Annotated in this window: 29 protein-coding genes and 1 pseudogene; 9 read left to right on the forward strand and 21 right to left on the reverse strand. The window is 39.7% G+C overall.

The window, feature by feature from the left end; translation table 11 throughout:
- Window positions 1–77: 77 nt before the first annotated feature.
- Window positions 78–1,040 (forward strand): arsenic resistance protein, encoded by a 963-nt coding sequence (locus ACNAZ4_RS06650; protein ID WP_044390637.1) that lies wholly within the window; start codon window positions 78–80, stop codon window positions 1,038–1,040.
- A gap of 35 nt (window positions 1,041–1,075) precedes the next feature.
- Here the strand turns inward: ACNAZ4_RS06650 and ACNAZ4_RS06655 are convergent, their stop codons facing one another.
- Window positions 1,076–1,696, reverse strand: a complete 621-nt coding sequence (locus tag ACNAZ4_RS06655; RefSeq protein ID WP_044390638.1) for a YdhK family protein — start codon at window positions 1,694–1,696, stop codon at window positions 1,076–1,078.
- Window positions 1,697–1,931: 235 nt separating this feature from the next.
- Here ACNAZ4_RS06655 and ACNAZ4_RS06660 point away from each other — a divergent pair, with 235 nt between their 5' ends.
- From ACNAZ4_RS06660 to ACNAZ4_RS06690, 7 genes are all read left to right on the forward strand, one after another.
- Window positions 1,932–2,165 (forward strand): YkuS family protein, encoded by a 234-nt coding sequence (locus ACNAZ4_RS06660; protein ID WP_044390640.1) that lies wholly within the window; start codon window positions 1,932–1,934, stop codon window positions 2,163–2,165.
- Between the two features lie 327 nt (window positions 2,166–2,492).
- Entirely contained in the window at window positions 2,493–2,816 is a 324-nt protein-coding gene (locus ACNAZ4_RS06665; RefSeq protein ID WP_044390641.1) for a four-helix bundle copper-binding protein, read from the forward strand.
- Between the two features lie 266 nt (window positions 2,817–3,082).
- On the forward strand, window positions 3,083–3,592 hold the full coding sequence (locus ACNAZ4_RS06670) for a hypothetical protein (protein WP_044390642.1): 510 nt from the start codon (window positions 3,083–3,085) through the stop codon (window positions 3,590–3,592).
- A gap of 141 nt (window positions 3,593–3,733) precedes the next feature.
- Complete coding sequence (locus ACNAZ4_RS06675; RefSeq protein WP_044390644.1) at window positions 3,734–4,255, forward strand: hypothetical protein; 522 nt, start codon at window positions 3,734–3,736, stop codon at window positions 4,253–4,255.
- A gap of 41 nt (window positions 4,256–4,296) precedes the next feature.
- Window positions 4,297–5,073, forward strand: coding sequence for a hypothetical protein (locus ACNAZ4_RS06680; RefSeq protein ID WP_415813442.1), 777 nt, complete (start codon window positions 4,297–4,299; stop codon window positions 5,071–5,073).
- A 103-nt stretch (window positions 5,074–5,176) separates the two neighbouring features.
- Complete coding sequence (locus ACNAZ4_RS06685; protein ID WP_044390698.1) at window positions 5,177–6,586, forward strand: MATE family efflux transporter; 1,410 nt, start codon at window positions 5,177–5,179, stop codon at window positions 6,584–6,586.
- 69 nt (window positions 6,587–6,655) lie between these two features.
- Window positions 6,656–7,108: a DUF305 domain-containing protein gene (locus tag ACNAZ4_RS06690; protein WP_044390645.1), complete on the forward strand. Its 453-nt coding sequence runs from the start codon at window positions 6,656–6,658 to the stop codon at window positions 7,106–7,108.
- A 52-nt stretch (window positions 7,109–7,160) separates the two neighbouring features.
- On the opposite strand, the gene ACNAZ4_RS06695 is transcribed toward ACNAZ4_RS06690, so the two are convergent.
- The 18 genes and pseudogenes from ACNAZ4_RS06695 to ACNAZ4_RS06780 form a co-directional block, all read right to left on the reverse strand.
- The gene (locus tag ACNAZ4_RS06695; protein ID WP_415813444.1) at window positions 7,161–7,397 is read right to left on the reverse strand and encodes a hypothetical protein; all 237 of its coding nucleotides are present in this window, start codon (window positions 7,395–7,397) and stop codon (window positions 7,161–7,163) included.
- A 10-nt stretch (window positions 7,398–7,407) separates the two neighbouring features.
- Complete coding sequence (locus ACNAZ4_RS06700; protein WP_415813445.1) at window positions 7,408–8,082, reverse strand: response regulator transcription factor; 675 nt, start codon at window positions 8,080–8,082, stop codon at window positions 7,408–7,410.
- A 9-nt stretch (window positions 8,083–8,091) separates the two neighbouring features.
- Window positions 8,092–9,468 (reverse strand): sensor histidine kinase, encoded by a 1,377-nt coding sequence (locus tag ACNAZ4_RS06705; protein ID WP_044390649.1) that lies wholly within the window; start codon window positions 9,466–9,468, stop codon window positions 8,092–8,094.
- Between the two features lie 241 nt (window positions 9,469–9,709).
- Window positions 9,710–10,192: a multicopper oxidase domain-containing protein gene (locus tag ACNAZ4_RS06710; RefSeq protein ID WP_415813526.1), complete on the reverse strand. Its 483-nt coding sequence runs from the start codon at window positions 10,190–10,192 to the stop codon at window positions 9,710–9,712.
- A 30-nt stretch (window positions 10,193–10,222) separates the two neighbouring features.
- Window positions 10,223–10,420, reverse strand: a pseudogene (locus ACNAZ4_RS06715) (multicopper oxidase domain-containing protein); the annotation flags it as partial.
- Entirely contained in the window at window positions 10,392–10,598 is a 207-nt protein-coding gene (locus ACNAZ4_RS06720) for a cupredoxin domain-containing protein (protein ID WP_044390651.1), read from the reverse strand. The gene ACNAZ4_RS06720 and the pseudogene ACNAZ4_RS06715, both read right to left, overlap by 29 nt.
- Before the next feature lie 225 nt (window positions 10,599–10,823).
- Window positions 10,824–11,375 carry a class I SAM-dependent methyltransferase gene (locus tag ACNAZ4_RS06725; protein ID WP_241768400.1) on the reverse strand — a complete coding sequence of 184 codons (552 nt, stop codon included), beginning with the start codon at window positions 11,373–11,375 and terminating at the stop codon, window positions 10,824–10,826.
- 290 nt (window positions 11,376–11,665) lie between these two features.
- A complete protein-coding gene (locus tag ACNAZ4_RS06730; protein WP_241768401.1) occupies window positions 11,666–11,920 on the reverse strand; it encodes a QcrA and Rieske domain-containing protein in 255 nt (84 codons plus the stop codon).
- 376 nt (window positions 11,921–12,296) lie between these two features.
- Entirely contained in the window at window positions 12,297–12,587 is a 291-nt protein-coding gene (locus tag ACNAZ4_RS06735; RefSeq protein WP_044390652.1) for a metal-sensing transcriptional repressor, read from the reverse strand.
- Between the two features lie 230 nt (window positions 12,588–12,817).
- Window positions 12,818–13,069: an SHOCT domain-containing protein gene (locus ACNAZ4_RS06740; protein WP_044390654.1), complete on the reverse strand. Its 252-nt coding sequence runs from the start codon at window positions 13,067–13,069 to the stop codon at window positions 12,818–12,820.
- A gap of 219 nt (window positions 13,070–13,288) precedes the next feature.
- Window positions 13,289–13,489, reverse strand: a complete 201-nt coding sequence (locus ACNAZ4_RS06745; RefSeq protein ID WP_044390655.1) for a hypothetical protein — start codon at window positions 13,487–13,489, stop codon at window positions 13,289–13,291.
- A 272-nt stretch (window positions 13,490–13,761) separates the two neighbouring features.
- Window positions 13,762–14,583: a prolipoprotein diacylglyceryl transferase gene (gene lgt, locus ACNAZ4_RS06750; RefSeq protein WP_044390656.1), complete on the reverse strand. Its 822-nt coding sequence runs from the start codon at window positions 14,581–14,583 to the stop codon at window positions 13,762–13,764.
- A gap of 706 nt (window positions 14,584–15,289) precedes the next feature.
- Window positions 15,290–15,517, reverse strand: a complete 228-nt coding sequence (locus tag ACNAZ4_RS06755; protein WP_044390658.1) for an SHOCT domain-containing protein — start codon at window positions 15,515–15,517, stop codon at window positions 15,290–15,292.
- Between the two features lie 15 nt (window positions 15,518–15,532).
- On the reverse strand, window positions 15,533–15,817 hold the full coding sequence (locus tag ACNAZ4_RS06760; protein WP_044390659.1) for an SHOCT domain-containing protein: 285 nt from the start codon (window positions 15,815–15,817) through the stop codon (window positions 15,533–15,535).
- A gap of 30 nt (window positions 15,818–15,847) precedes the next feature.
- Window positions 15,848–16,033, reverse strand: a complete 186-nt coding sequence (locus tag ACNAZ4_RS06765) for an SHOCT domain-containing protein (protein ID WP_044390661.1) — start codon at window positions 16,031–16,033, stop codon at window positions 15,848–15,850.
- A 56-nt stretch (window positions 16,034–16,089) separates the two neighbouring features.
- Window positions 16,090–16,524: a hypothetical protein gene (locus tag ACNAZ4_RS06770; protein WP_052806917.1), complete on the reverse strand. Its 435-nt coding sequence runs from the start codon at window positions 16,522–16,524 to the stop codon at window positions 16,090–16,092.
- Window positions 16,525–16,550: 26 nt separating this feature from the next.
- Window positions 16,551–16,799, reverse strand: coding sequence for an SHOCT domain-containing protein (locus ACNAZ4_RS06775; RefSeq protein ID WP_241768402.1), 249 nt, complete (start codon window positions 16,797–16,799; stop codon window positions 16,551–16,553).
- A 73-nt stretch (window positions 16,800–16,872) separates the two neighbouring features.
- A complete protein-coding gene (locus ACNAZ4_RS06780) occupies window positions 16,873–17,100 on the reverse strand; it encodes an SHOCT domain-containing protein (protein ID WP_044390664.1) in 228 nt (75 codons plus the stop codon).
- A gap of 231 nt (window positions 17,101–17,331) precedes the next feature.
- Between ACNAZ4_RS06780 and ACNAZ4_RS06785 the strand changes: the two genes are divergently transcribed.
- Window positions 17,332–18,807 (forward strand): multicopper oxidase family protein, encoded by a 1,476-nt coding sequence (locus ACNAZ4_RS06785; RefSeq protein WP_415813448.1) that lies wholly within the window; start codon window positions 17,332–17,334, stop codon window positions 18,805–18,807.
- A 294-nt stretch (window positions 18,808–19,101) separates the two neighbouring features.
- On the opposite strand, the gene ACNAZ4_RS06790 is transcribed toward ACNAZ4_RS06785, so the two are convergent.
- Window positions 19,102–20,175, reverse strand: a complete 1,074-nt coding sequence (locus ACNAZ4_RS06790; protein WP_044390665.1) for a copper resistance D family protein — start codon at window positions 20,173–20,175, stop codon at window positions 19,102–19,104.
- Entirely contained in the window at window positions 20,172–20,750 is a 579-nt protein-coding gene (locus ACNAZ4_RS06795) for a copper resistance CopC family protein (RefSeq protein ID WP_415813449.1), read from the reverse strand. Before ACNAZ4_RS06795 ends, ACNAZ4_RS06790 begins: the two co-directional genes overlap by 4 nt.
- Window positions 20,751–20,866 lie beyond the last annotated feature (116 nt).

The raw sequence follows: 20,866 nt of genomic DNA on the forward strand, positions 1-20,866 counted from the left end.
GCCAAACTTACGGTACATACACACTATGGTAAAATGATGTGAGCTTTCAATTAATTTAGTTTTGGTTGTGATATACAATGAGTTTATTTGAAAAACTATATACTCTGATTATATTTTTAGCAGTAATGATTGGCATTGGGATAGGACAAGTGGGACCAATAAGATCTAATGCGGAAGGCTTTATTGTTCCTTTATTGGTAGCGATGCTTTATATTACGTTCTTACAAATCCCATTTGAGGATATCAAAAATGCTTTTAAAAATATTAAGTTTACCTACACTTCAATCACGATCAACTTTGTCTGGACACCAATCCTGGCATGGCTGCTGGCAATGGTATTTTTAGGTGATAACCCCGCTTTGTATATTGGCTTTATCATGCTGATGGTTACCCCATGCACTGACTGGTACTTAATCTTTACAGGGATAGCCAAGGGGAATGTAGCATTATCAGCTGCAATTTTGCCTTTAAATTTAATCTTGCAAGTCATTTTGCTGCCATTTTATCTTCTCATTTTTGGCGGGACAACAGAGGTTATTGAGTTCACATTTCTAGTGGAAAGTATCTTAATCGTTTTGTTCATTCCATTAGCTTTAGCTTATCTTACGAAAATGGTCTTGAGAAATAAACAAGAGTTAAGAGAAATTCTAATATCAAGGTTCAGCGTGCTACCGATCATTTTTTTAAGCCTTGCAATTGTGGCGATGTTTGCTTCTCAAGGTCAATTACTGCTTGATAACTTAGATTTAATGTGGAAAATTACCATCCCCATTCTATTATTTTTCCTCATCAATTTCTTTGTTGGTCAAAGGGTAGGCCAGCTTATGAAGTTCCCGAACTCCGACAGAACAAGCCTAAGCTTAACTACTTTAGCAAGGAATTCACCCATTGCTTTAGCCATTGCAATGACCGCATTTCCGGACCAGCCTTTAATCGCTTTAACATTGGTGATCGGTCCATTATTGGAATTGCCTATCCTTGCAATCATCACCCAGGTTTTATTAATTATTGCAAGAAAGCACACATCCCTTTTGTCATGATGTGTGTTTTACAACTTTTTATCTTTTAAAAAACGTCATTCTGCAGCTGAAAGTTCCTCTTCTGTCACCCATTTATGATTTTTCACAACTTCTCCTCCGCTTGTTGGAGTGAAATCAATCATATATACGGTAGATCGCTCAGCAGTATCGATTGTCGCTGTTGCCTCGTTCATTCCTTCCATATGCTCTGCCGTCAAAACAACTTCATCACCAGGTTTATAAGGTTGATCTCCCGCATTTTCCAGCTCTTCATGGATTACCCATTTGTGGTTCGATACTTTCTCGCCTCCTGTTGTTGGGGTATAGGAAACAGCATAAACCGTCGTGTCGTATGCTCCGACAACAGTTCCGATTGCTCCATTCATCCCTTGCATATGGTCGGAATTCACCATTACCTCCCTTCCTACTTCAAAGGCAGGATTTTCTGCTTCTTTCAATCCCTCTGGAACCTCACCAGAATCTGAGTGGTTCATCCCCCCATGGTCCCCTTCGTTGTTTTCGGTATTCTCCTGGCTATCCTTCTGGCTGTTCTCGTGGCTAGAGTTCTCATGATCCGCACTTTCATTTTCGTTTTCACTGCCAGTATCTGAACAAGCAGCTAAAACAAGTGCGGTAATGACTGATAGAACAAACAGCGCTAGTTTCTTAGTTTTCATGACGATTCCTCCTGAATGCTCAATTCTTTGTAATAATTAAGGTACCCGATTAAGTTGCAGAAATTGTGCATTTCTGATTACTTTTATTTTTCATCTATATATAATTTATAGTTTTAAATTCCATGCCCATCCTCCCCGCTTGCAAATGAATTCATTTCCAAAATAGAAAGTAATGTTTACATTGATAAAATTCGGTTAAACAAAATATACACCCAAAAAATGAGGAGGGATTGAAATGGCTAAAATTGCTGTTGAAGAGCCACTTACTGATATTAAACAAGCCTTAGAGGAAAAAGGGCATAATGTAGAAATGTTTAGAAATGAAGAAGACTTACCTTCCTGCGACTGCTGCGTAGCAAGAGGGACAGAAGATTTAGCTGATAACCAGTTAAATAATGTACCAGTTGTGGATGCCACAGCTCGTTCTGTAAACGATGTTGTTTCTAAAGTTGAGAACATTGTAAAGTAATCAAATAAGTTCTTGATATAGCACAAGAATTAATAGAGAAAAAGCTCGGAGTATTCCGAGCTTTTTTGTGTACAGGCAGCAAAATATTTTTAACCTTTCCTTGATAACCAGTCCAAGCAATAGCCTAGATTCGGTATGCCTCCTCTTTCATTTCCTTCTGTGTTGTTGAGTACTTGAAATCCATTATATGAGAATTAAAAACATGCACAGAAGCCCAGCTTTCCCCATATTAATGAAACGTCAGATAAAATAAAGGAGGTATGTGTTTTTTATCCAGCACAACCATTCAGACAGTATGGGCAATATTCGGGTGATATGGGAGGTCAAATGGCGAAAGGGTCTTCATTGCTGCATACTATTCAGCACTGTGAAGCAACATGCGAAGATATGGTCACCCACTTGATCGGTTTACAAAATGATGATAGAAGAGATGTTCAGATTCTATTGTTAAGGGACTGTGCCGATATGTGCACATTAATGGCAAAATACCTTGCACGAAACAGCTTTTTTTCTAAAACATTGGCAAATATTTGCGCCTATATCTGTGAACAGTGCGCAATGGAATGCTCCAAATACCCTGACCAGATGTCACAGAATTGTGCCCAGGTTTGCCAGCATTGCGCCCAGGCTTGCAGGGCATTTGCGGCGTAAGTTTGATACCCTGTAGATTAGCTGAAAATAGTGAAAGAAATTACACCAGTAAGGCAAGATGTATTCTTGGATTTACATGGTGTTTTTTTTATACTTGCCCATTCAGACTGGAGATATCGGGAGAAAACATGTATGTCCCGTGCCTATTTAAGTAATAATTTTAAAGAGGTTTTACCTGTACTGACCTACATATATTTAGATTTTCAGACAAAGTACCTTCCTCCTGCAGGATGAATATACTAACAAAAGAGGAGGGTGATAGACAAATGAATTTGCCTGCCGTCGACTTAGGGATTATGGCTGAACATTTAAGTACCCATGAAGGAGTCAACAATAAGCTGAAAATGTACTATTCCTCAGTCCAAAATCCTGTTTTAAAAAATATTTTAGAATTGAATATTAATATGTTAAGAAATCATGTCAGGACCATGCTGGCGCTAATTGACCCTGATCGAACACATCAAGTACATTTGCCTGAATTGCAACGTTTTGATTTTAGTATGGATGCTGGAAAGCTCAGTGAAATCGAACAAGATATTGCCCTTGAAGCAAGGTCCACAGCCAAGCTGATGGGGAGCGATAACTTCAATTCGGCTTTGATGATGAAGGATCCCAACGTCAAAAATATACACCTTCAAATGGCCTATCAAGATGTAAGCATGCAGATGATTTATGATCATTTAATAAAGCATACTCATGGAGAATTCATTCCAACTGTCAGTAAAGAAATGCAGTTCATGACTTTGCAGCACTATAAACATGTGCAAAATGAATAGACTTTTTAGGTCGGGGAGCCGCTTGTTAGCTGGCTCCCAACTTCTTATGGCAGAAGGAATTTGTGCATTTTTTATGCAGTTTATTTGATTAAAGAAGTGGTAGAAAGTAGTGAACCCAAAAATAGAACAGGAGGAATCAATATGTTATTGCCTGCAACTGATATGGGGCTAATTGCCGAACATCTATCAGCCCACGACGGCTTGATTGCAAAAATAAAAATGCATGAAAAAAAGGTCGAGAGCGTCGAATTAAAATATATCCTGAATAAAAAGCTCGATGTGTTAAGGAGTCATGTGAGATTGATGATGGGCATGCTGGATCCAGCCAAAAGTGATTTTGAAGAGGTTCCAACATTGGACGAGCTTCCATCTGGAAACCAATCTGTAGGAAAAGTAAAGAATGGGAGCCAGTTGGACAAGCATATTGCTCTGGAGACAAAAAAGGCGGCTGAGTCCATGGCTTTAGATAACCTGGTTTCTGCACTTAAGATGAAGGACCCTAAGGTCAAGCATGCACATGTTCAATTTGCTCTTCAAGAGATTGAGATTGTTAAGGATGTTACGGAAATACTAAAAGAAATGGGAGCAGAAATCACTCCTCTTGGTACTGAGGAAGAGCAGCAGAAGATCTTGAAGCATTTTGAACACATCTTAAAAGAATAGTTAATGAACATTATAGAAAAATAAAAAGAGGTGATATAAAGATGGAACAAGATCACGGACACCATGGGCATAATCAAATGGACCATGGTGCAAACCATGCCAACCATCAACAAACCACCCCTGCCGAAGCACTGAGAGTAGGCTGGGAGCTGAATCCGAAGGATATTCAGCCTAGACAGGAGACTGAAATTAAACTTTCCCTTAAAGACAGTCACGGAATTCCGGCCACAGCTTTTTCTGTTGTCCATGAAAAACAAATGCACTTATTGGCAATCAGCAAGGACCTTTCCACCTTTCTGCACCTCCATCCTGAGTATATTGGTGATGGAGAGTTTACAGTTAAGACAAAGTTTCCAAGTGCTGGTTCCTATAAACTCTTCGCAGATTTTATGCCCGAAGGCGGCACCCAGCAGTTAGCGACTTTCGAGCATAACGCAGAAGGGGCAGAGAATACACAAACTGTCACACCTGACGAAGTTTTAAAGAAAACGGTAAATGGCCTAGATTTCAAACTATCCTTCGACCGCTTGGCAGCGAATCAGCATCTTACCATGGCGTTTACGATAACAGATGCTGAAACTCAAGTTCCTGTAAAAGAACTGGAACCTTACCTTGGATCAGCTGGTCATGTCGTGATTGTCAGCAGTGACCTGGAGAAGTTCCTTCATGTCCATCCAACTGATGAAAAGACTACTGGACCTACGGTTACTTATATGACAACATTCCCAGAGCCAGGTATTTATAAAATTTGGGGACAGTTCAAGCACAAAGAGGAAATGCATACAGTCCCATTTGTAGTCGAAGTTCCATCTGAATAGCCTGATAATAGCACACTCTCCGTGTGCTATTATTCAATAAAGCTAATCCAACCAAAAGATAGGAGGTGTGGTCTTGAAACAACGAATTGAAACAAGCAAAATAATGGCAGCAGATACGAACAAAGCAAGGTTAAAGCTGATCATCATCCTTGCCATTCCTGCCGTGATTGAAAATTTCTTTCAAACTATACTCGGGTTTGTCGATACTTATTTTGTTTCACAAATTAGCCTGGCTGCAGTATCAGCAGTAGGAGTAACAAACGCCCTACTTGCAATTTATTTTGCCTTATTCATGGCAATTGGAATTGCGGCAAATGTAAGGATTGCAAATTTCATGGGAGCTGGCTTTCCAGAAAAAGCACGTCATATCTCTCAACAGTCCATCGTCCTTTCGATTGCTTTTGGTTTGCTCACAGGAATCATAACACTCTTTTTTGCTGAACCTTTACTAAGATTAATGGGGATTGAAGAAGAAGTATTAGAGCTCGGCGCGTTGTATTTTCGAATTGTTGGAATTCCGTCCGTATTTATGTCGCTCATGTTTGTCATGAGTGCGATCTTAAGAGGAGCCGGCAATACCAGGTCCCCGATGATTGTCAGTGTCGTAATCAACATCGTAAACGGAATTCTTGACTATCTATTGATATTCGGGTTTTTGTTCATTCCAGAAATGGGCATTATCGGTGCCGCAATCGCAACAGTCTTTTCCAGAATGGTTGGAAGCCTGTTCCTTGTTTACTATATAAACCGGGAAAAAGTTCTCAACTTCCGCAGGGATTACTGGAAACCCGATTTAACCCATCTGAAAGAACTCTCGACACTCGGTGCTCCTGCAGCTGGTGAAAGATTATTGATGCGTGCGGGTCAAATCGTTTATTTCGGATTTGTTGTGGCTTTGGGAACTAATTCATTCGCTGCCCATCAAATAGCAGGCAATGTTGAAGTTTTTTCTTATATGATCGGCTATGGATTCGCTACTGCTGCGACTATTCTCGTTGGTCAGCAGGTTGGAGCCGGAAGCTACGAAGAAGCAAAGACATATGCAAAACTATCCACTTATTTCGCTTTCATATCTATGACGGTTCTTGGAATTCTTTTATTTTTCCTTGGAGAATGGACAGGCAGTTTTTTCACTGAAGACCAGGCTGTTATCGGAGATATCGGTACAGCATTGAAAATTTCGGGAGTATTCCAGCCGCTGCTGGCAATCCTTCTTGTCATGACCGGGGCATTCCAGGGAGCAAACAATACAAAGTTTCCTATGTATTTGACCGCTGTTGGGATGTGGGCAGTCCGGACCGTTCTTGTGTATGTCCTCGCTATCATGCTCGACTGGGGTTTGGCAGGTGTTTGGATTGCCATTGGCATTGACATTGGTTTGAGAGCCATCGTTCTGTTGATTCAGTTCAGAAGGGACAAATGGATGGAAATCGAAAAAGCACCTGAACCAAGAGCGGAATGTGATCCACAGACAACAAAGGAAGATTTGCCAGCTTGTGCAAATAGTTATTAATCACTTACTTCAGTAACTGATTAAAGTAAGGAGATACATCAAAAAAATATTTTTAGAGGTGATTTTTTAATGAAACCGTATATGAAATTTGCCGGAATGGTTATTGTCTCTACAATTGTTATGTTTATCTTTAAATATCTCAGCACATTTAAGCTGGATCATGTTTTTTTCAGTGAAACCAGGGCTTATATGGCCCTTTTAATGGGGGCCACAATGGCTGTGATTATGTTGGCTTTTATGCGCAATATGTTAAAAAACCGCAAATTAAACATAGGAATTGCTGTTGGAAGCCTTGTCGTTTTCTTCGTTTCACTCTATTTATTGCGAAGCCAGGTCTTGGTTGATGATGTAGACTATATGGAAGCCATGATTCCCCACCATTCCATCGCCATTTTAACAAGTGAGCGGGCTCAGATAACAGACCCAAGAGTCCGGAGTTTAGCAGACAGCATTATTAAAGCCCAAAAGAAAGAGATTTCTGAAATGAAGAAATTAATAGATGACCTTGAAGATGAAGAATAGCATCAAAAAAAGCCTCCATGAGGCTTTTTTAATGCTTTCTTACAGCTGTCATTTATTTCTGCTTTCTATTGAGAATAATCCAAACGACCAAGAGAATACCCGCAATGATAAAAACCACCCAGATCAGCTGACTGAACCAAAAAACCATATGATTATACATCATTCCCCGTCCCATCATCATGCCCATATGTCCTGGAGGAAACCAGACCATCCGAACGACAAATACAAGGAGAAAAATTCCCATCAGTATGAAGAATGACAATATTATAGCCGGCAATAAACGTTTCATATGATCACCTTTATTCTACTTTATATCCCAATCCCCAGACTGTCTTGACGATGTTCTTGCCGATTCCGGCAGTTTTCAGCTTCTCACGGAGGTTCTTGATATGGGAATCGACAGTCCGGTCATCTCCCGTAAACTCGATGCCCCAAATCTTATCAACAAGCTGCTCCCTCGACAGGACCGTGCCGCGATTTTCAATCAATGCATGCAGAAGATCGAACTCAGTGTGTGTCAGGGATAACATTACATCCTTATAAACGGCTTCCCTGGCAGTAAGATTGATAATAATTCCTTGATACTTCAGGATCTCATCCTCTGCTCCTTTACTCTTGGATCTTCTTAGCAGAGCCTTGACCCTCGCAAGCAGCTCCTCTGCCTCAAAAGGCTTCACCAGATAATCGTCTGCCCCACTGGACAACCCGGCCACCTTGTCTTTGACTGAGCTTTTAGCCGTAAGCATGATGACCGGAACATCGGATACCTTCCTGACATGTTGGATCGTTTGCCAGCCATCCACCAAAGGCATCATGATATCAAGGATGATTAGGTCAAAATCATTCCTTTTTACTTTTTCGAAAGCCTCCTGACCATTTTCGGCATTTTCGACTTGATAACTTTCCTGCCGCAGATATAGCCCGATCAGCTGTCTCATTTCAAATTCATCGTCTACTACCAATATTTTTTTCATCACTGTCTCCTATTGGTTTTTTAAGTATATAGTGAAAACCGATCCTTGGTTTTCCATGCTTTCGACTTGGATATCACCATCGTGAGCCTCGATGATTTGCTTTACCACATAAAGTCCGAGACCCGTTCCTCCCGTTTTCCTTGCTCTTGATTGGTCGACCCTGTAAAACCTCTCCCAAACAAGTGGAATTTCTTGTTGGGGTATGCCTATGCCTGTATCGCTTATCTCAATGATGACAAGACTTTTCTTTAGGAAAGAACGAATTGATACCCTGCCTTCGGTTGAATACTTGATTCCATTTTCAATCAGATTATAGAAAACCTGCTCCATTCTGTGAATATCCATATTTAAGTACGGAAGGTCACTTTCCAGATTCGTTGTAATTTCAAGCCCTTTTTTCTCTGCTGCCGGTCTAAGGCTTGAAGCCACTCTTTCAATGATTCTGTTTATGTCTGCCTGTTCTTTATTCAATTCGAATTGTCCTACCTGCAGCTTGCTCATTTCAAACAAATCATTGATCATAAAAGAAATACGCTGAGCTTCCTTATTGATGATGTCTAAATATTTGAGGTTCTCCTCTGGATCTTTCGCCATGCCTTTCATCAATACATCACTGTAGCCCCTGATATAAGTGAGTGGAGTACGGATTTCATGCGATACCGCAGAAAGGAACTGATTCCTGCTGTCTTCAAAATACTGAAGCTGCTCCCCGAGCGCCTGAATGGAGCTCCCTAACTTCGCAATCTCATCATCGCCTTTATAAAAAATTTCCTGCCTGTATTTCCCCTGTGACATGTTCATTGTGGCTTCCTCCATTTGCAAAAGAGGTTTTGTCAGCCTTCTCGACAGGAAGCCAATCAAACCAAATGCCAGAAGGAAGATGCCAATGCTTGCAGAAATGATGAGCACATTCATGGTGAACACAATGTCTCTTAGAATGGATGAAGGGTAATACATATAAATGTAGCCTTCACCATTTCCTATGGGAGATACAGATATAACATATTTATGCTGTCGCCAATCACCTACCGCAATTTTCCCTTCCTTAATCTTTGAAGCTGCATTTATATGCTCCAGCATTTCATTGTCTGGAACAGCAGACGATGCGATTATTTTTCCAGCAGGATCGGAAATCAAAACCTCTGTTGGCACTTCCTGTTCCATCATAACGACATGGTCAATCGTTGACTGTTTAAAATTCTTTTTCAGAATACTAGCGTGATTGTTTCCCCTCGCAACCAGCTCCTGCTCAATATAATCGACGAAAATATTTGTAAACATTCCGTACATCGTCAATCCAAAGATCAGCAGCAAGGCAATGAAGACGACGCTGAAAATCATCCCAATTTTAAAAGATACACTATTGAATCTGCTATACCATTTCATCGGATGCTCCCTGGTATTTATTCTATATCACTGCTATTTTTCCGGTCTTTTTAATCTATCATACACTATATTGATTAGCGTAAGTAAACTGCATTCCTGATATGGAAGCTTCCACTTTAAGAGTACTTGATAAATATGGAGATTTCATGGAGAGGAAAATTTTCACATAAAAATCCGCTCTGGAATAACACCAAGCGGATTCTTTATTTCTTTTTCAAGAAATCTACTAAGTAATGAACCGTTAAATATAGCGTAACCTTGTGATCATCCCTCCAGGAGATACTCCATTGTTCGTTTTGTGGAATGGCTTCGTTCCGTTTACCGGCCATATACCTGGATTACTAGCAACTAAATCAACATCAAACCTTTTTCCTGAAGGCAGATTAATTGTATCAAGATATTTCCCTTTTCTTTTAAACGCATCTTCTTCGATTATTTTAAAATCATGCCCATGAATATGCATTGTATGGGACATGTTGGCATTATTGATGAACCGTACCCTTACTTTCTCACCGTAGCGGACATCGAGTGGTGTTGTGTCCGGAAAGCTTTTTCCATTAATAGTGAAAAAATTAGGGTTACGATTCAAGTTCTTTGGCTTGAACACCTCTGACTCCAAAGAACTCAGCGCTGGCTGGTCAATTTCCCATTGCTGTATTAACAATACATAGTCCCGGTTAGGGATTTTTATCTCCTGTCTTGGCAATACGATCAATACACCCATTAAACCATTGCTTTCTTGCAACGGATTGGAGGAGTGATAAAAAAAGGAACCACTTTGCCATGCTACAAATTGATACAGGTGTGACTTTCCAGGATGGATAAAGGGAGTTGGTTCAATTTCCGGCATTCCATCTTGAACATTAGGCTTTGATAGTCCATGTACATGGAGCGCTGTTTTTTCTTCGAGTCTGTTTTCAACTTCAATATAGACTGTTTTCTCCCTCCACAACTACTAAAAGAGGGGCCGAGGTTGAATTGTTGTATCCAACACCATCAATGACAATGCCTGAAACAATCTCCCTTTTTATCGGCTCTGCCCTTAGCTTAAAATATCGGCCGCCAGATACTTCCTTATATTCAGCCTTTTTGACATCAGGCATTTCCAGCAAGTTCTCCCACATCTGCATTGGCCTGTCCTCCCCTGTCATGGTTTCTCTTCTATCTATATGTGACACGGAGAAGCAATATTAGTTGTTTTCCAGGCAATCATTAGTAAGAGTAAAGGTTGAGATTTAAGAGTGTACTTTTATTGAAAACTCGGTCTTGTCCGAATACGAAGCTTATACTTATGAAAGCACAAAAAACAAACTAAATCACCACAAAAGCGGTTCATATCCTGAACCGTTTTTCGCCTATTTATCTGGAGATAACACCAGTCTTCTCATGATTGAACTCATCAGACGTTTTTCGCCTACAACGGATAATCCGGCTGCTTTAATATTTTCCATCGTTTCACGGTTGATGTTTGCACCCCACATCCTTACTGTTATGGGGTTAAGCACATCCATAACCACCCCCGCCATCGGGTTTTCGCTTCTCATATGCTCGAGCATCAATATCTGTCCATCCGGTTTGCAAACCCTTCTTAACTCCTTCAACCCCTGTACCGGGTCGGGAACGGAACAAAAAACACAGGTAGAGACAATCGTGTCGAAGGTGTGGTCTGGAAAGGGAAGTTCCTGAATATCCGCCTCAATGAGTTCGATGTTATAAGGAGCGAGCCGGGATGCCTTTTGTTTAGCATACTTCAGCATTTCGCTGCTGAAATCCACTCCAGTCAAGGACTGAATGCTGTCTGGGTAGGAAGCGAGGTTCGCTCCTGTCCCAACCCCCGCTTCAAGTACTTTTCCGGAAGCAAGGTTTAACAAGTCACGCCTCCAGTCTTCCCTGATCATTTTGTCCATGCTGTCATAAACTTTCGAGACTCGGTTGTACCTTTTTTTTTTTCATTTAGATTTTGATCCAACAGAAGCCATCCTTTCTGATGAGTAATCTGCTTTTTGGTATGTGCCCATTTTACGGCAACTTCTGCAGAAATGTTGTAGCTAACCTCTTCCTTTTATAGGGGATGTGAAAAACTAAGCAAGCCGCCAAATAGTCAGCAGGTTTTTAGTGTAAGGTTTTCGAAGTCATTTCCGCCATTCCTTAATCGCCTTGGCTACAGTTCTGTAACTTGATGTGCTATGGAAACATCTCAAGTCCTTTTGGCCGGACTTAACACAGGAATATAAACGTCGTTATCCTTAACAAACCCTTCAAAAATATCCAATGGCCTTGGCGGCGGTCCTCCAATATTTATTCCATTTTTGTTATATTCTCCTCCATGACAAGGACAGTAGAATTGAATTCCTTCCTTTACTTTCTTTTCTTCCGCTTCACCTGCGATGCAACCGAGATGTGTACATACTGGAGACATAATTAACAATTCATCTTCCTTCGTTTTGTTCACATTAACAAAACCGTCCAGATTTTGTTCTGTCCAACCATCCTGGACTGTTACTTTATAAGAAACTTTCTTTGGAAAGGGCCCTTCTCCAATTCGTTTAAAGGACCAAGATTTACCATAGAACTGGTGTCAATATTACTTTCCTCTTTACTGCAGGCACTTAAACCTGCCGGCAGAAAGGAAAGGGCCAACATCCCTGCTGTCCCTTTTAAAGACTTCCCCAAAAACTTCCGGCGATTCAACATGTAGCTTCATCTCCATGTTTTTGATCAAACACTACCAAATAATTCCGCAAAAATTATGAATGTGAAATTTGCATTGATGTCGTCTTTAAGTACGCAGAATGCATCCCTGATAAAAGGAGTGTAAATCTATCGTTTCACTGATTCATCTCAAATTGTGCAGAAATATATGAACTTTTCACTAACATATTTACAGCCTCATTTACTGCACTATAGTCTTCTTTTATGGAGTGTTTGTCATTTATGAGAGAATTTTGGAGATCGTTTGCGACAATGTAAGCTAATGCTCTATCTGTGGCACTTCGAATAGAGGACAATTGGTTCACAACATCAGCACATGCTTTTTCTGATTCCATCATTTTACCAACCCCGCTGATTTGGCCCTCAATTCTCTTAAGGCGGTTTACTGTTTCTTTGCTATAGAACATGCCGTCCCCTCCTTTTGTAATTTAAATATCATTCTAAACAAAAGGTATGGAGATTTTGTCGAGACTAAGGAATTTTTCACTGAAGAGTATGGGTAAAGTTTAAAAAGAAAAAAGCGGCTCCGTGCCGCTTAAGACAATATATTTCCGTACTTGGCGCTTCTATTTAAAAGGTACCCTCCACATGTGAGACGGTGAGGAGAGGCTCTAAGACGACCCACCGAGAAGTGCTATTACTGCTCTAATTTTTGTTTTAAACGATCGTACTCTTCTTCTGAAATTTCACCTCTCGCAAGTCTTTCTTTCAATGTCCCAAGTGAGTTGTTGCCGTCAGTGTTGGTTGAACTGTGATTTGACTTATTCTTAAAAAACACTATGGCTACAGCTATAACCACCACGACTATAATGACCAGCAGTATTCCCATTATTCCTGGACCAAAAAATCCTGTTCCCATCCCATTACCGGGCCCGCCACCATTCATCATAAACTACACTCCTTTCCTGATCTACTCTATTTATTCCCGTGCGGGTATTAAGTTAAGAATTGAAGGGTGTTATGGAAAGACGTGCACTTTCTTATGTAAAAAGGTTCACCTCAGAATGTTAGTCTCCAAGATGAAGAACCCCATAACACTAGGTACTATGGGGTTCCAGAATTTTATAATGTTAACAGGAGTAACCTACTCCTGTTTAGATGGAAGTTGTCATCCGCCTTCAACACAAGTTGCCGAGGAACTTCCTAGAAAATTATTTAATTCCTTAAGTAGTGTATTAAGACGATTGCCATCAACCACTTTTTCTAAAGGTACTGCTGAAATTGATATGTTATACTTCTGGAAGACAACCACGGAGTTTTCCCAAATCTCAATAATTGACTTTGATGACATATTTGGTTGTATTACCATACTAGTATTCTCCTTTTAAAAACGTTACCTTAACTATATCATTTATTCCTTATAGTCCAAATTGTTAAATAAGAATGTTTAAAACGCAAGGTTTCATACACCTTGCGTTTTCATATGCATATACTGCTAAGTAATGCTGTTTGCTCTGTTGCCATGCCCCTGGTGGCTTATAAGCAACTTATTTGGGCATGGGGATAGTTCCTTCTTCAATAATTCAATCGCGTCTCCAAGCTAGCATTTATAAGATTCAAATGTAGATGTTGAAATTGCTCTTACCTTTGGACCGTTTTATCTTTATACCCCATTGCCGATAACCCTTTATACCTTCTAAACCAGAATAGAAAAAGAGCTATGCCAATTAAAGCCAGTGACATGATCTGGGCTATCCTAAAACCATCCGTCAACATTAGACTGTCTGTTCTTAGTCCCTCCACAAAGAATCTGCCTGCAGAATAACAGATGAGATAAGTAAGAAAAACTTCCCCTCGTTTGACTCCCAGCTTTCTGACTCCAAGGAGGATAATGAATCCTGCGAGATTCCATAATGATTCATAAAGGAAGGTTGGATGATAGTAATTTCCATCTATATACATTTGATTAATAATCCAGTCTGGAAGCATTAGATTTTCAAGGAATACTCTTGTCACCTCTGTGCCGTGCGCTTCCTGATTCATGAAGTTTCCCCAGCGGCCTATCGCCTGGCCAAGTATAATGCTTGGAGCAGCAATGTCTGCGAGCTGCCAGAAGGAAATCCCTTTTTTTCGCGCATAGACAATGGCTGTTGCCACTGCTCCGATCAATCCCCCATGAATGGCGATGCCACCTTCCCAAATCGCGATAATTTGTCCCGGATTGTCCAAATAATATTCCAGTTTGAACAAAACGTAATAAAGTCTCGCACTAAGAATCGAGATAGGAATAGCCCAGAGCAACAAATCCGAAAACACATCCTGTTGCAAACCACGTCTGGTCGCTTCTCTTGTAGCAATTATCCACCCGAGGAACATTCCAAATCCAATAATAATACCGTACCAATAAATAGTGATAGGCCCTAATTCCAGGGCTATTCGATTAATTGGTTCAAAGTTCTCCACATACTTCACCTCATTCAAGTCGTATATCCATCATCATACAGAGGAATTTTGAATTTTATATGAAGACGCCGTAATAATTTTGTATAGTATCTCCTCGACGTCTTCGGGTTCGGTCCTTTATAAATGAAGAAACGGCTGTATGCAGACCGTTTCTTCTAGGGGGGTTAAAAAGTAACCATCTTCATATTAAAGGATATTTGTGCATTTTATAAGGATGATCATCTTAAAAAAATAGCCATTCATATCGTTAAACTCATCTAAACCCCTATAAATCATGTTTTTTTACTTGTGCAACGTTTTTTCCTGATATTTGTCAATGCTGGGACATTTACCGTTTCTTTTATTAAATGAATCTGCTCAATCCTTAATTTCTGCACTTTTTTAAAAATTGTCTTTAAACAAGACCTATCCCTTCCAGTCAATAATCCAGGAGTGATTTCCAAGTCGTATTGGCTAATAAGGATGGGATTCAATACCGAATCCAGCCGGATGAACTCGGATCCCAGTTTGCATGCAGGAAGATGGATTACAAGGAGTATTTGTATTTGCAAAAGAAGGGAAGCAGACGGCCGATAGGCCTCACACTAGCGATGACCTCTGGCTTTGGACGGAAGGGCGAGGATTCATTACGTCTCTTTTATAATAATATGAAAGTAAAACCCAAACCCTTAAAATAAGCTGCCGAATAGGCAGCCAGATTTTAGAATTAGGTTTTTGAAATCCTTTCATATTCACTCTGGGATATTTCTCCTTTAACGTAACGAAGCTTCAATGCTTCAGCTGGAGATTCCTTTTGAAATGAATCCTGTGTCTGCCTTTTGAAAGAAAACATTAGGTCAACGACCAGCTTCCTTGCCAGCTTGACCAGTTTGAATAAATCGCCTGTCCTCAACAGGTAATAGAAGACGATCGCAATTAAAACAAGATTTATCACTTCATTTCACCCCAATCATGATTGGATGGTTCTCAAGATTTGCTGGAACTCTTCAAAGGTGATTTCCCCTCTGGCGTATCTCAGCTTTACCATTTCTTCTGCTTCGATTGCCTGTGTATTCCCTGGCTTTGGATTGATGGCTGCCCGGTTTTTGAAAAGAAGGTAAGCTCCAACCGCAATCAGCCCAAGGAAAATTAGTGTCGAGAAATTGAAATACGGCATCATTCCAAACTGGCTGTAGCCAGAAGGACCGTTAAATCCGTATCCATTTACAAAAGAACCCATATGTCCGCCCATCATGTTCATCTGCTCCTTTCAACCATATTAAAATTAAATGAGATTTTTCAGTTTCATGTATTCTTCTTCAGAAAGTTTCCCTGCGGCATACCTCAGGTCAATGATCTTTCTTGCTTGATCATCTCCAGTATCCTGAGGATCCGTTTTCCCAAAGAATTTTTGCAAATCGCCTGTCTTATACAGATAAAAACCGATTGCCAGGATCAATAGTGCAAACATCGTTCCATTCCTCCCTCAAATTTTTAATTGGAGGCCGGATCAACCGGCCTGTATGTTTATAGTGCTGTATTTCCCATGCCCTCGAATTTCCTGCTGTTGGCCGCTCCATCTGTCCCATGCATGCCTTTATACATTTCTTCCAGATCCTGATTGCTCAAATCGGGGTGCATTTCCTGCATATATGGCTTCATTTGCCCAAAGTTGATATTCTGTTCATCCATGAATTTTTGCATATCCTCAAAATTCCCGGACTCCATCATTTGGTTCATTTCATTGAGGTCGACACCCTGACTCTCCATGTACTTCTGCATGTTTTCAAAATTGCCCTCATCCATGACGCTGGACATATTGCTAAAATTAATTCCTTGCTGCTTCATATAATCGAAAGGCCCTGCAGGGTTTTCTTTCGCTGATGCCATGTATAGCCCCGTTCCTCCCGTTGCGATCAGGGCAGCTGCCAATGCTCCAGTAATGATTGTTTTTTTCATCATTATAAAACACTCCTTATTTACGTTTTTTATAGTAGATTTTCCTTGATTTGTTCAAACTCCTCGACAGTGATTTCACCCCGTGCCAGTCTGGCCTTTGCCACCTCAAGTGCTTCATTGCTCCCTGACTGGCGGGGTTGCGTTTGGCTGTTCCCTCTGTTCTGGTTCTGGTTGAAAGCAAGATACAGCAGGTAACCGATTGCCAGGATTATGATGAGCATCATCAGTGATCCACCTCCCATCCCAAAGCCTCCAAAGTAACCTGGTCCCATCATCATTTCCTTCTCCTTTCCATTTCTTTATACTTTCATTCTCTATCAAAAAGATGTAGAAAGTATGGAGGTTACGCGATTATTTTAAGAGTGTTTCCTTCATTTTCTGGTACTCTTCCACGCCGATTTCCCCTTTTGCTAGCCTCATTTTCAATTGTTCCATCGCTTCACTGGAATCAGAACGATTTGGCTGATCCGGTCCCTTTTTGTTTTTCAACAGCAAGTAGATCAAGAAGCCAACCAGCAGCAAACCGATAAACCAGCCAATCGGCCCGCAGCCAGCAGCCGCAAAACTAGGTCCCATCATCGGAATCCCTCCTTTCGTGATGTTGTGTGTGCCTCTATGCTTTAACTATAAAATCGAATCATGGAGAAAATATGTAGGAAAATAAAAAAGCAGGGGCATCCTGATCCTGAGTTTCAAAATTTTTGTGTGCATTATAATTCGGTCTACATACTTTTTGCATATTTACAAGGTAGAATTATAAAATACCCCCCACCGGTTAAAAACACAATTTGATAAGGAGGTACTGCATTAATGGATAAATACGATAAATACAATAGAAGAAAATTTCTCTCTTATTCCTTAAAGGGAGCCGCAGGATTAGCAGCTATTTCTCTTGTTCCTGTTGGAGTAAGTAAATTTTTAAATAACAACGGCGGAATGATGAATGAAACTGATAATAATGAAATTCCATTCAGCGGGGGCACTCCTTTACCTATTCCTCCGCTGCTTAAAAATACCAGTTCGATTCCAAATAAAGCTGAGTTCCAGCTTTCAGCTCAAATCGCTAAAAAAGAATTCATTGAGGGGAAAGAGACAGACACTTATGGTTACAATGGAAATTATCTCGGTCCTGTCATTAGAGTCAGAAAAGGTGATGAGGTTTCTATAAAAGTTAAAAACAACCTAAAGGAAGAGACAACAGTCCACTGGCACGGGCTTGAAGTAGACGGGGAAAATGATGGCGGTCCTCACTCCCGGATTATGCCAGGTGAAACCTGGAATCCAAAGTTTACGATTAATCAGCCTGCATCAACCTTATGGTTTCATCCGCACTTGATCCACAAAACTGGAGAGCAGGTGTATAAAGGACTCGCAGGTTTATTCTATGTAGATGATGATGTCTCAGATAACTTGAACCTCCCTAATGAGTACGGCGTGAACGACATTCCACTTGTGATCCAGGATAAGAAGCTTGATGCAAATGGCAGGTTTGAATACAAACTGGGAATGCATGACGTCATGATGGGCCTCCAGGGGGGCACGATTCTTGTCAACGGTGCAGTTAACCCTTATCTTGAGGTACCTAAAGGCAAAATGCGCTTTCGCTTGTTGAACGGTTCAAACGCCAGAATTTATGAGTTGCTTTTCAGCAATAACCAGAGTTTTTATCAAATAGCGAGCGATGGCGGATTACTTGAACAGCCTGTCGGGATGACAAAATTGGTGATCAGCCCAGGAGAAAGAGCGGAAATCATAGTTGATTTCTCTGAATTTAAAGATGGCGATACTGTTGAACTAACAAACCAAGGTACCGAATTCATGAAATTCATGGTAACTGATAAAAAACAAAAAGACTTTATTACCCCAAACCAACTAGCAAAAATTGTAAAAATAGATCCATCAAAAGCTTTAAAAACAAGGGAATTCATTTTCCAAGGAATGGGAATAAATGTAAATATAAATGGTAAACAAATGGATATGGATCGAATAGATGAGTACATGGATATCAATACAACAGAAATCTGGGAAATCTCCAATGAGAGCACTGGGATGATGGGAGGAATGGCTCACCCATTCCATGCTCACGGGATCCAATTCCAAATTCTGGACCGTGACGGCAGCCAGCCTCCAGCAAATGAATCCGGCTGGAAGGATACGCTCCTTGTCTATCCAGGGGAGAAGGTCAGGGCGATTGCTACTTTCAAGTATCCCGGAATTTTCATGTACCACTGTCATATTCTTGAACATGAAGACGCCGGCATGATGGGACAATATAAAGTGGAATAAACACCGATTTGAAAAAGATCATATTTTACTCTTTATAAATATTTTCTGGAAATAAACTTGTCTTTCCACTTTATCAAATAACATCAGATAATTAAATTTTTCACTTAAAACTTTGGGTGAAAATTTAGATGATAGTAATACATTAAAAGGAGTTGGGTTATCCCCAACTCCTTTTATTTGCTATCCTATAGATTGCTGTCCTTTTTTCTTCATAGTCAACAAAGTAAAGCCAATTATTTCAAATAAAACACAAACCAAAATAGTTACATTCAGGTTTTAAAAAAATCATTTTACTTAATGAGCACCAGTCATCAGCGTAATATAGGTAATAAATACAAAAAATACCCCAAAAAGGACTGACAATAGTACAGAATCTTTTTTAGTAAAACTAAATATCATAAAAACTACAACAATAACCGATAAAAATCCACCAACTATAAAGAAAGAATCTACGTTCAATTTAACTACTGTATCGGGTAAAAATGGATGAAACCACTCATACAATGGAGAGTAACCTTCTGTTTGTATCATTGTTTTAATGTCGTGCGGTGGAGATTGAATTCCCAGGGTTCCAGTCACAATAAATATCAATGATATAAATATACTTTCTGCTTTCATCCATTTAATCGTTGAGGGATAGGGATGTTCTAATTGTTTTTTTCTCATCGATATTCCATTTATAAACGCAAAAGCTACTAAAGGAATTATTAGTATATGTTTAACTAATAAAGCCTGCCCATATGGCAACATCCAAGAAGAGACATAATCTTTAGGTTCTACAACTAACTTCATGGTCATGAAACCACTTAGAATGATTAAAACTAGAGAAAGAATAGCTGTTGGTGTGAACCAAGACAAAAACTTACTCCAATTACGCAAGTCTTTAGAGAAGAAAGAAACAATCAATAATATCCCTGTCCAAACCGTTATACCAAGAAAATGTATTGTGTGAGAGGTCAAGCCATACCAAAACGATAAACTGGCCGCATGACTTGAATAACCAACAGCGATTACCATCAAAAGAACGAGAAAAGCTTGAAAATACTTGGGTTTCTTATATAAAACCATGAAATATAAAAGAAGTCCTACCCATGAAGTAAACATCCAAGCTTTCCCTACTTCAAAATTATATAAAACTGATTTTAACGTTTGCCAAAAACCTAATGCTTCAATAAAATAAAAAACTACTTGAACTAGTGGTCCTACTGAAGCAAAAATGATTCCCAGTATCGAAAGAAAATATACTGACCTTGGAATATCAATCGTTGGTTTATAATTTCCGGGAATGAGCTGTAAAATGATAGCTCCCACTAAAATAGAGAAGGATACATATAAAACAGTTTCAGATACTATTAGGTAATAGGTCATTTTTTATCCTTTCTGAATAGAAAGAATGCCATAATTAGTATTGTTAAGGAGGCTAATGGCAAAAACCACTTTTTAATGGTTGAACTTCCTATTTGATTTACTTGTTCATTTCGAGACAAATTGTTATCATTCTTTTTCTGCTCTAAAGCGGGCTGTTCTGGGTCCTCAGTTTGTTTCTCGGTTTCAACTACTTTGTTAGAAGATTCATTTTGATATTGATTGGGCACTTGAACAGTAAAAGAAATGGTTCCCTCCAATGGATGGCCATCTTCTCCGACTATTTTCCAAATAGCCTTATACTGCCCGTTGCTTAATGGCTTATCTAATTGTCCTATTAATTTATCTTCTTCAATCGTAATATTTTTCACTTCAATTGTCTGGTTATTATATGTTAGAAAGAGTTCACCAATTGTTTCGATTTTTGTTTCAAAGGTGATATCTATCATATCAATAGGTTCCTTTACAATTTCTGCTTCTGAAGGTTTTGATTCTTTTATATAAGAATGGGCGAAGGCCACGATTTTTGAATCGATGCTTAGTAGGATCAAAATTATTAACATAAAGATTTTTTTCAACAATGAATACCTCCTGTTTAACTAAAACTTCCTATTATGACATACTATGTATCTTCATTTCAGTGATAAGTGAAATGAAAGGCCATCTTTGCGATCTCAAATTAAATATAAATAAA

The sequence above is a fragment of the Mesobacillus thioparans genome (assembly GCF_965138835.1).
In the GTDB taxonomy this organism is placed as follows: Bacteria; Bacillota; Bacilli; order Bacillales; family Cytobacillaceae; genus Mesobacillus; species Mesobacillus thioparans.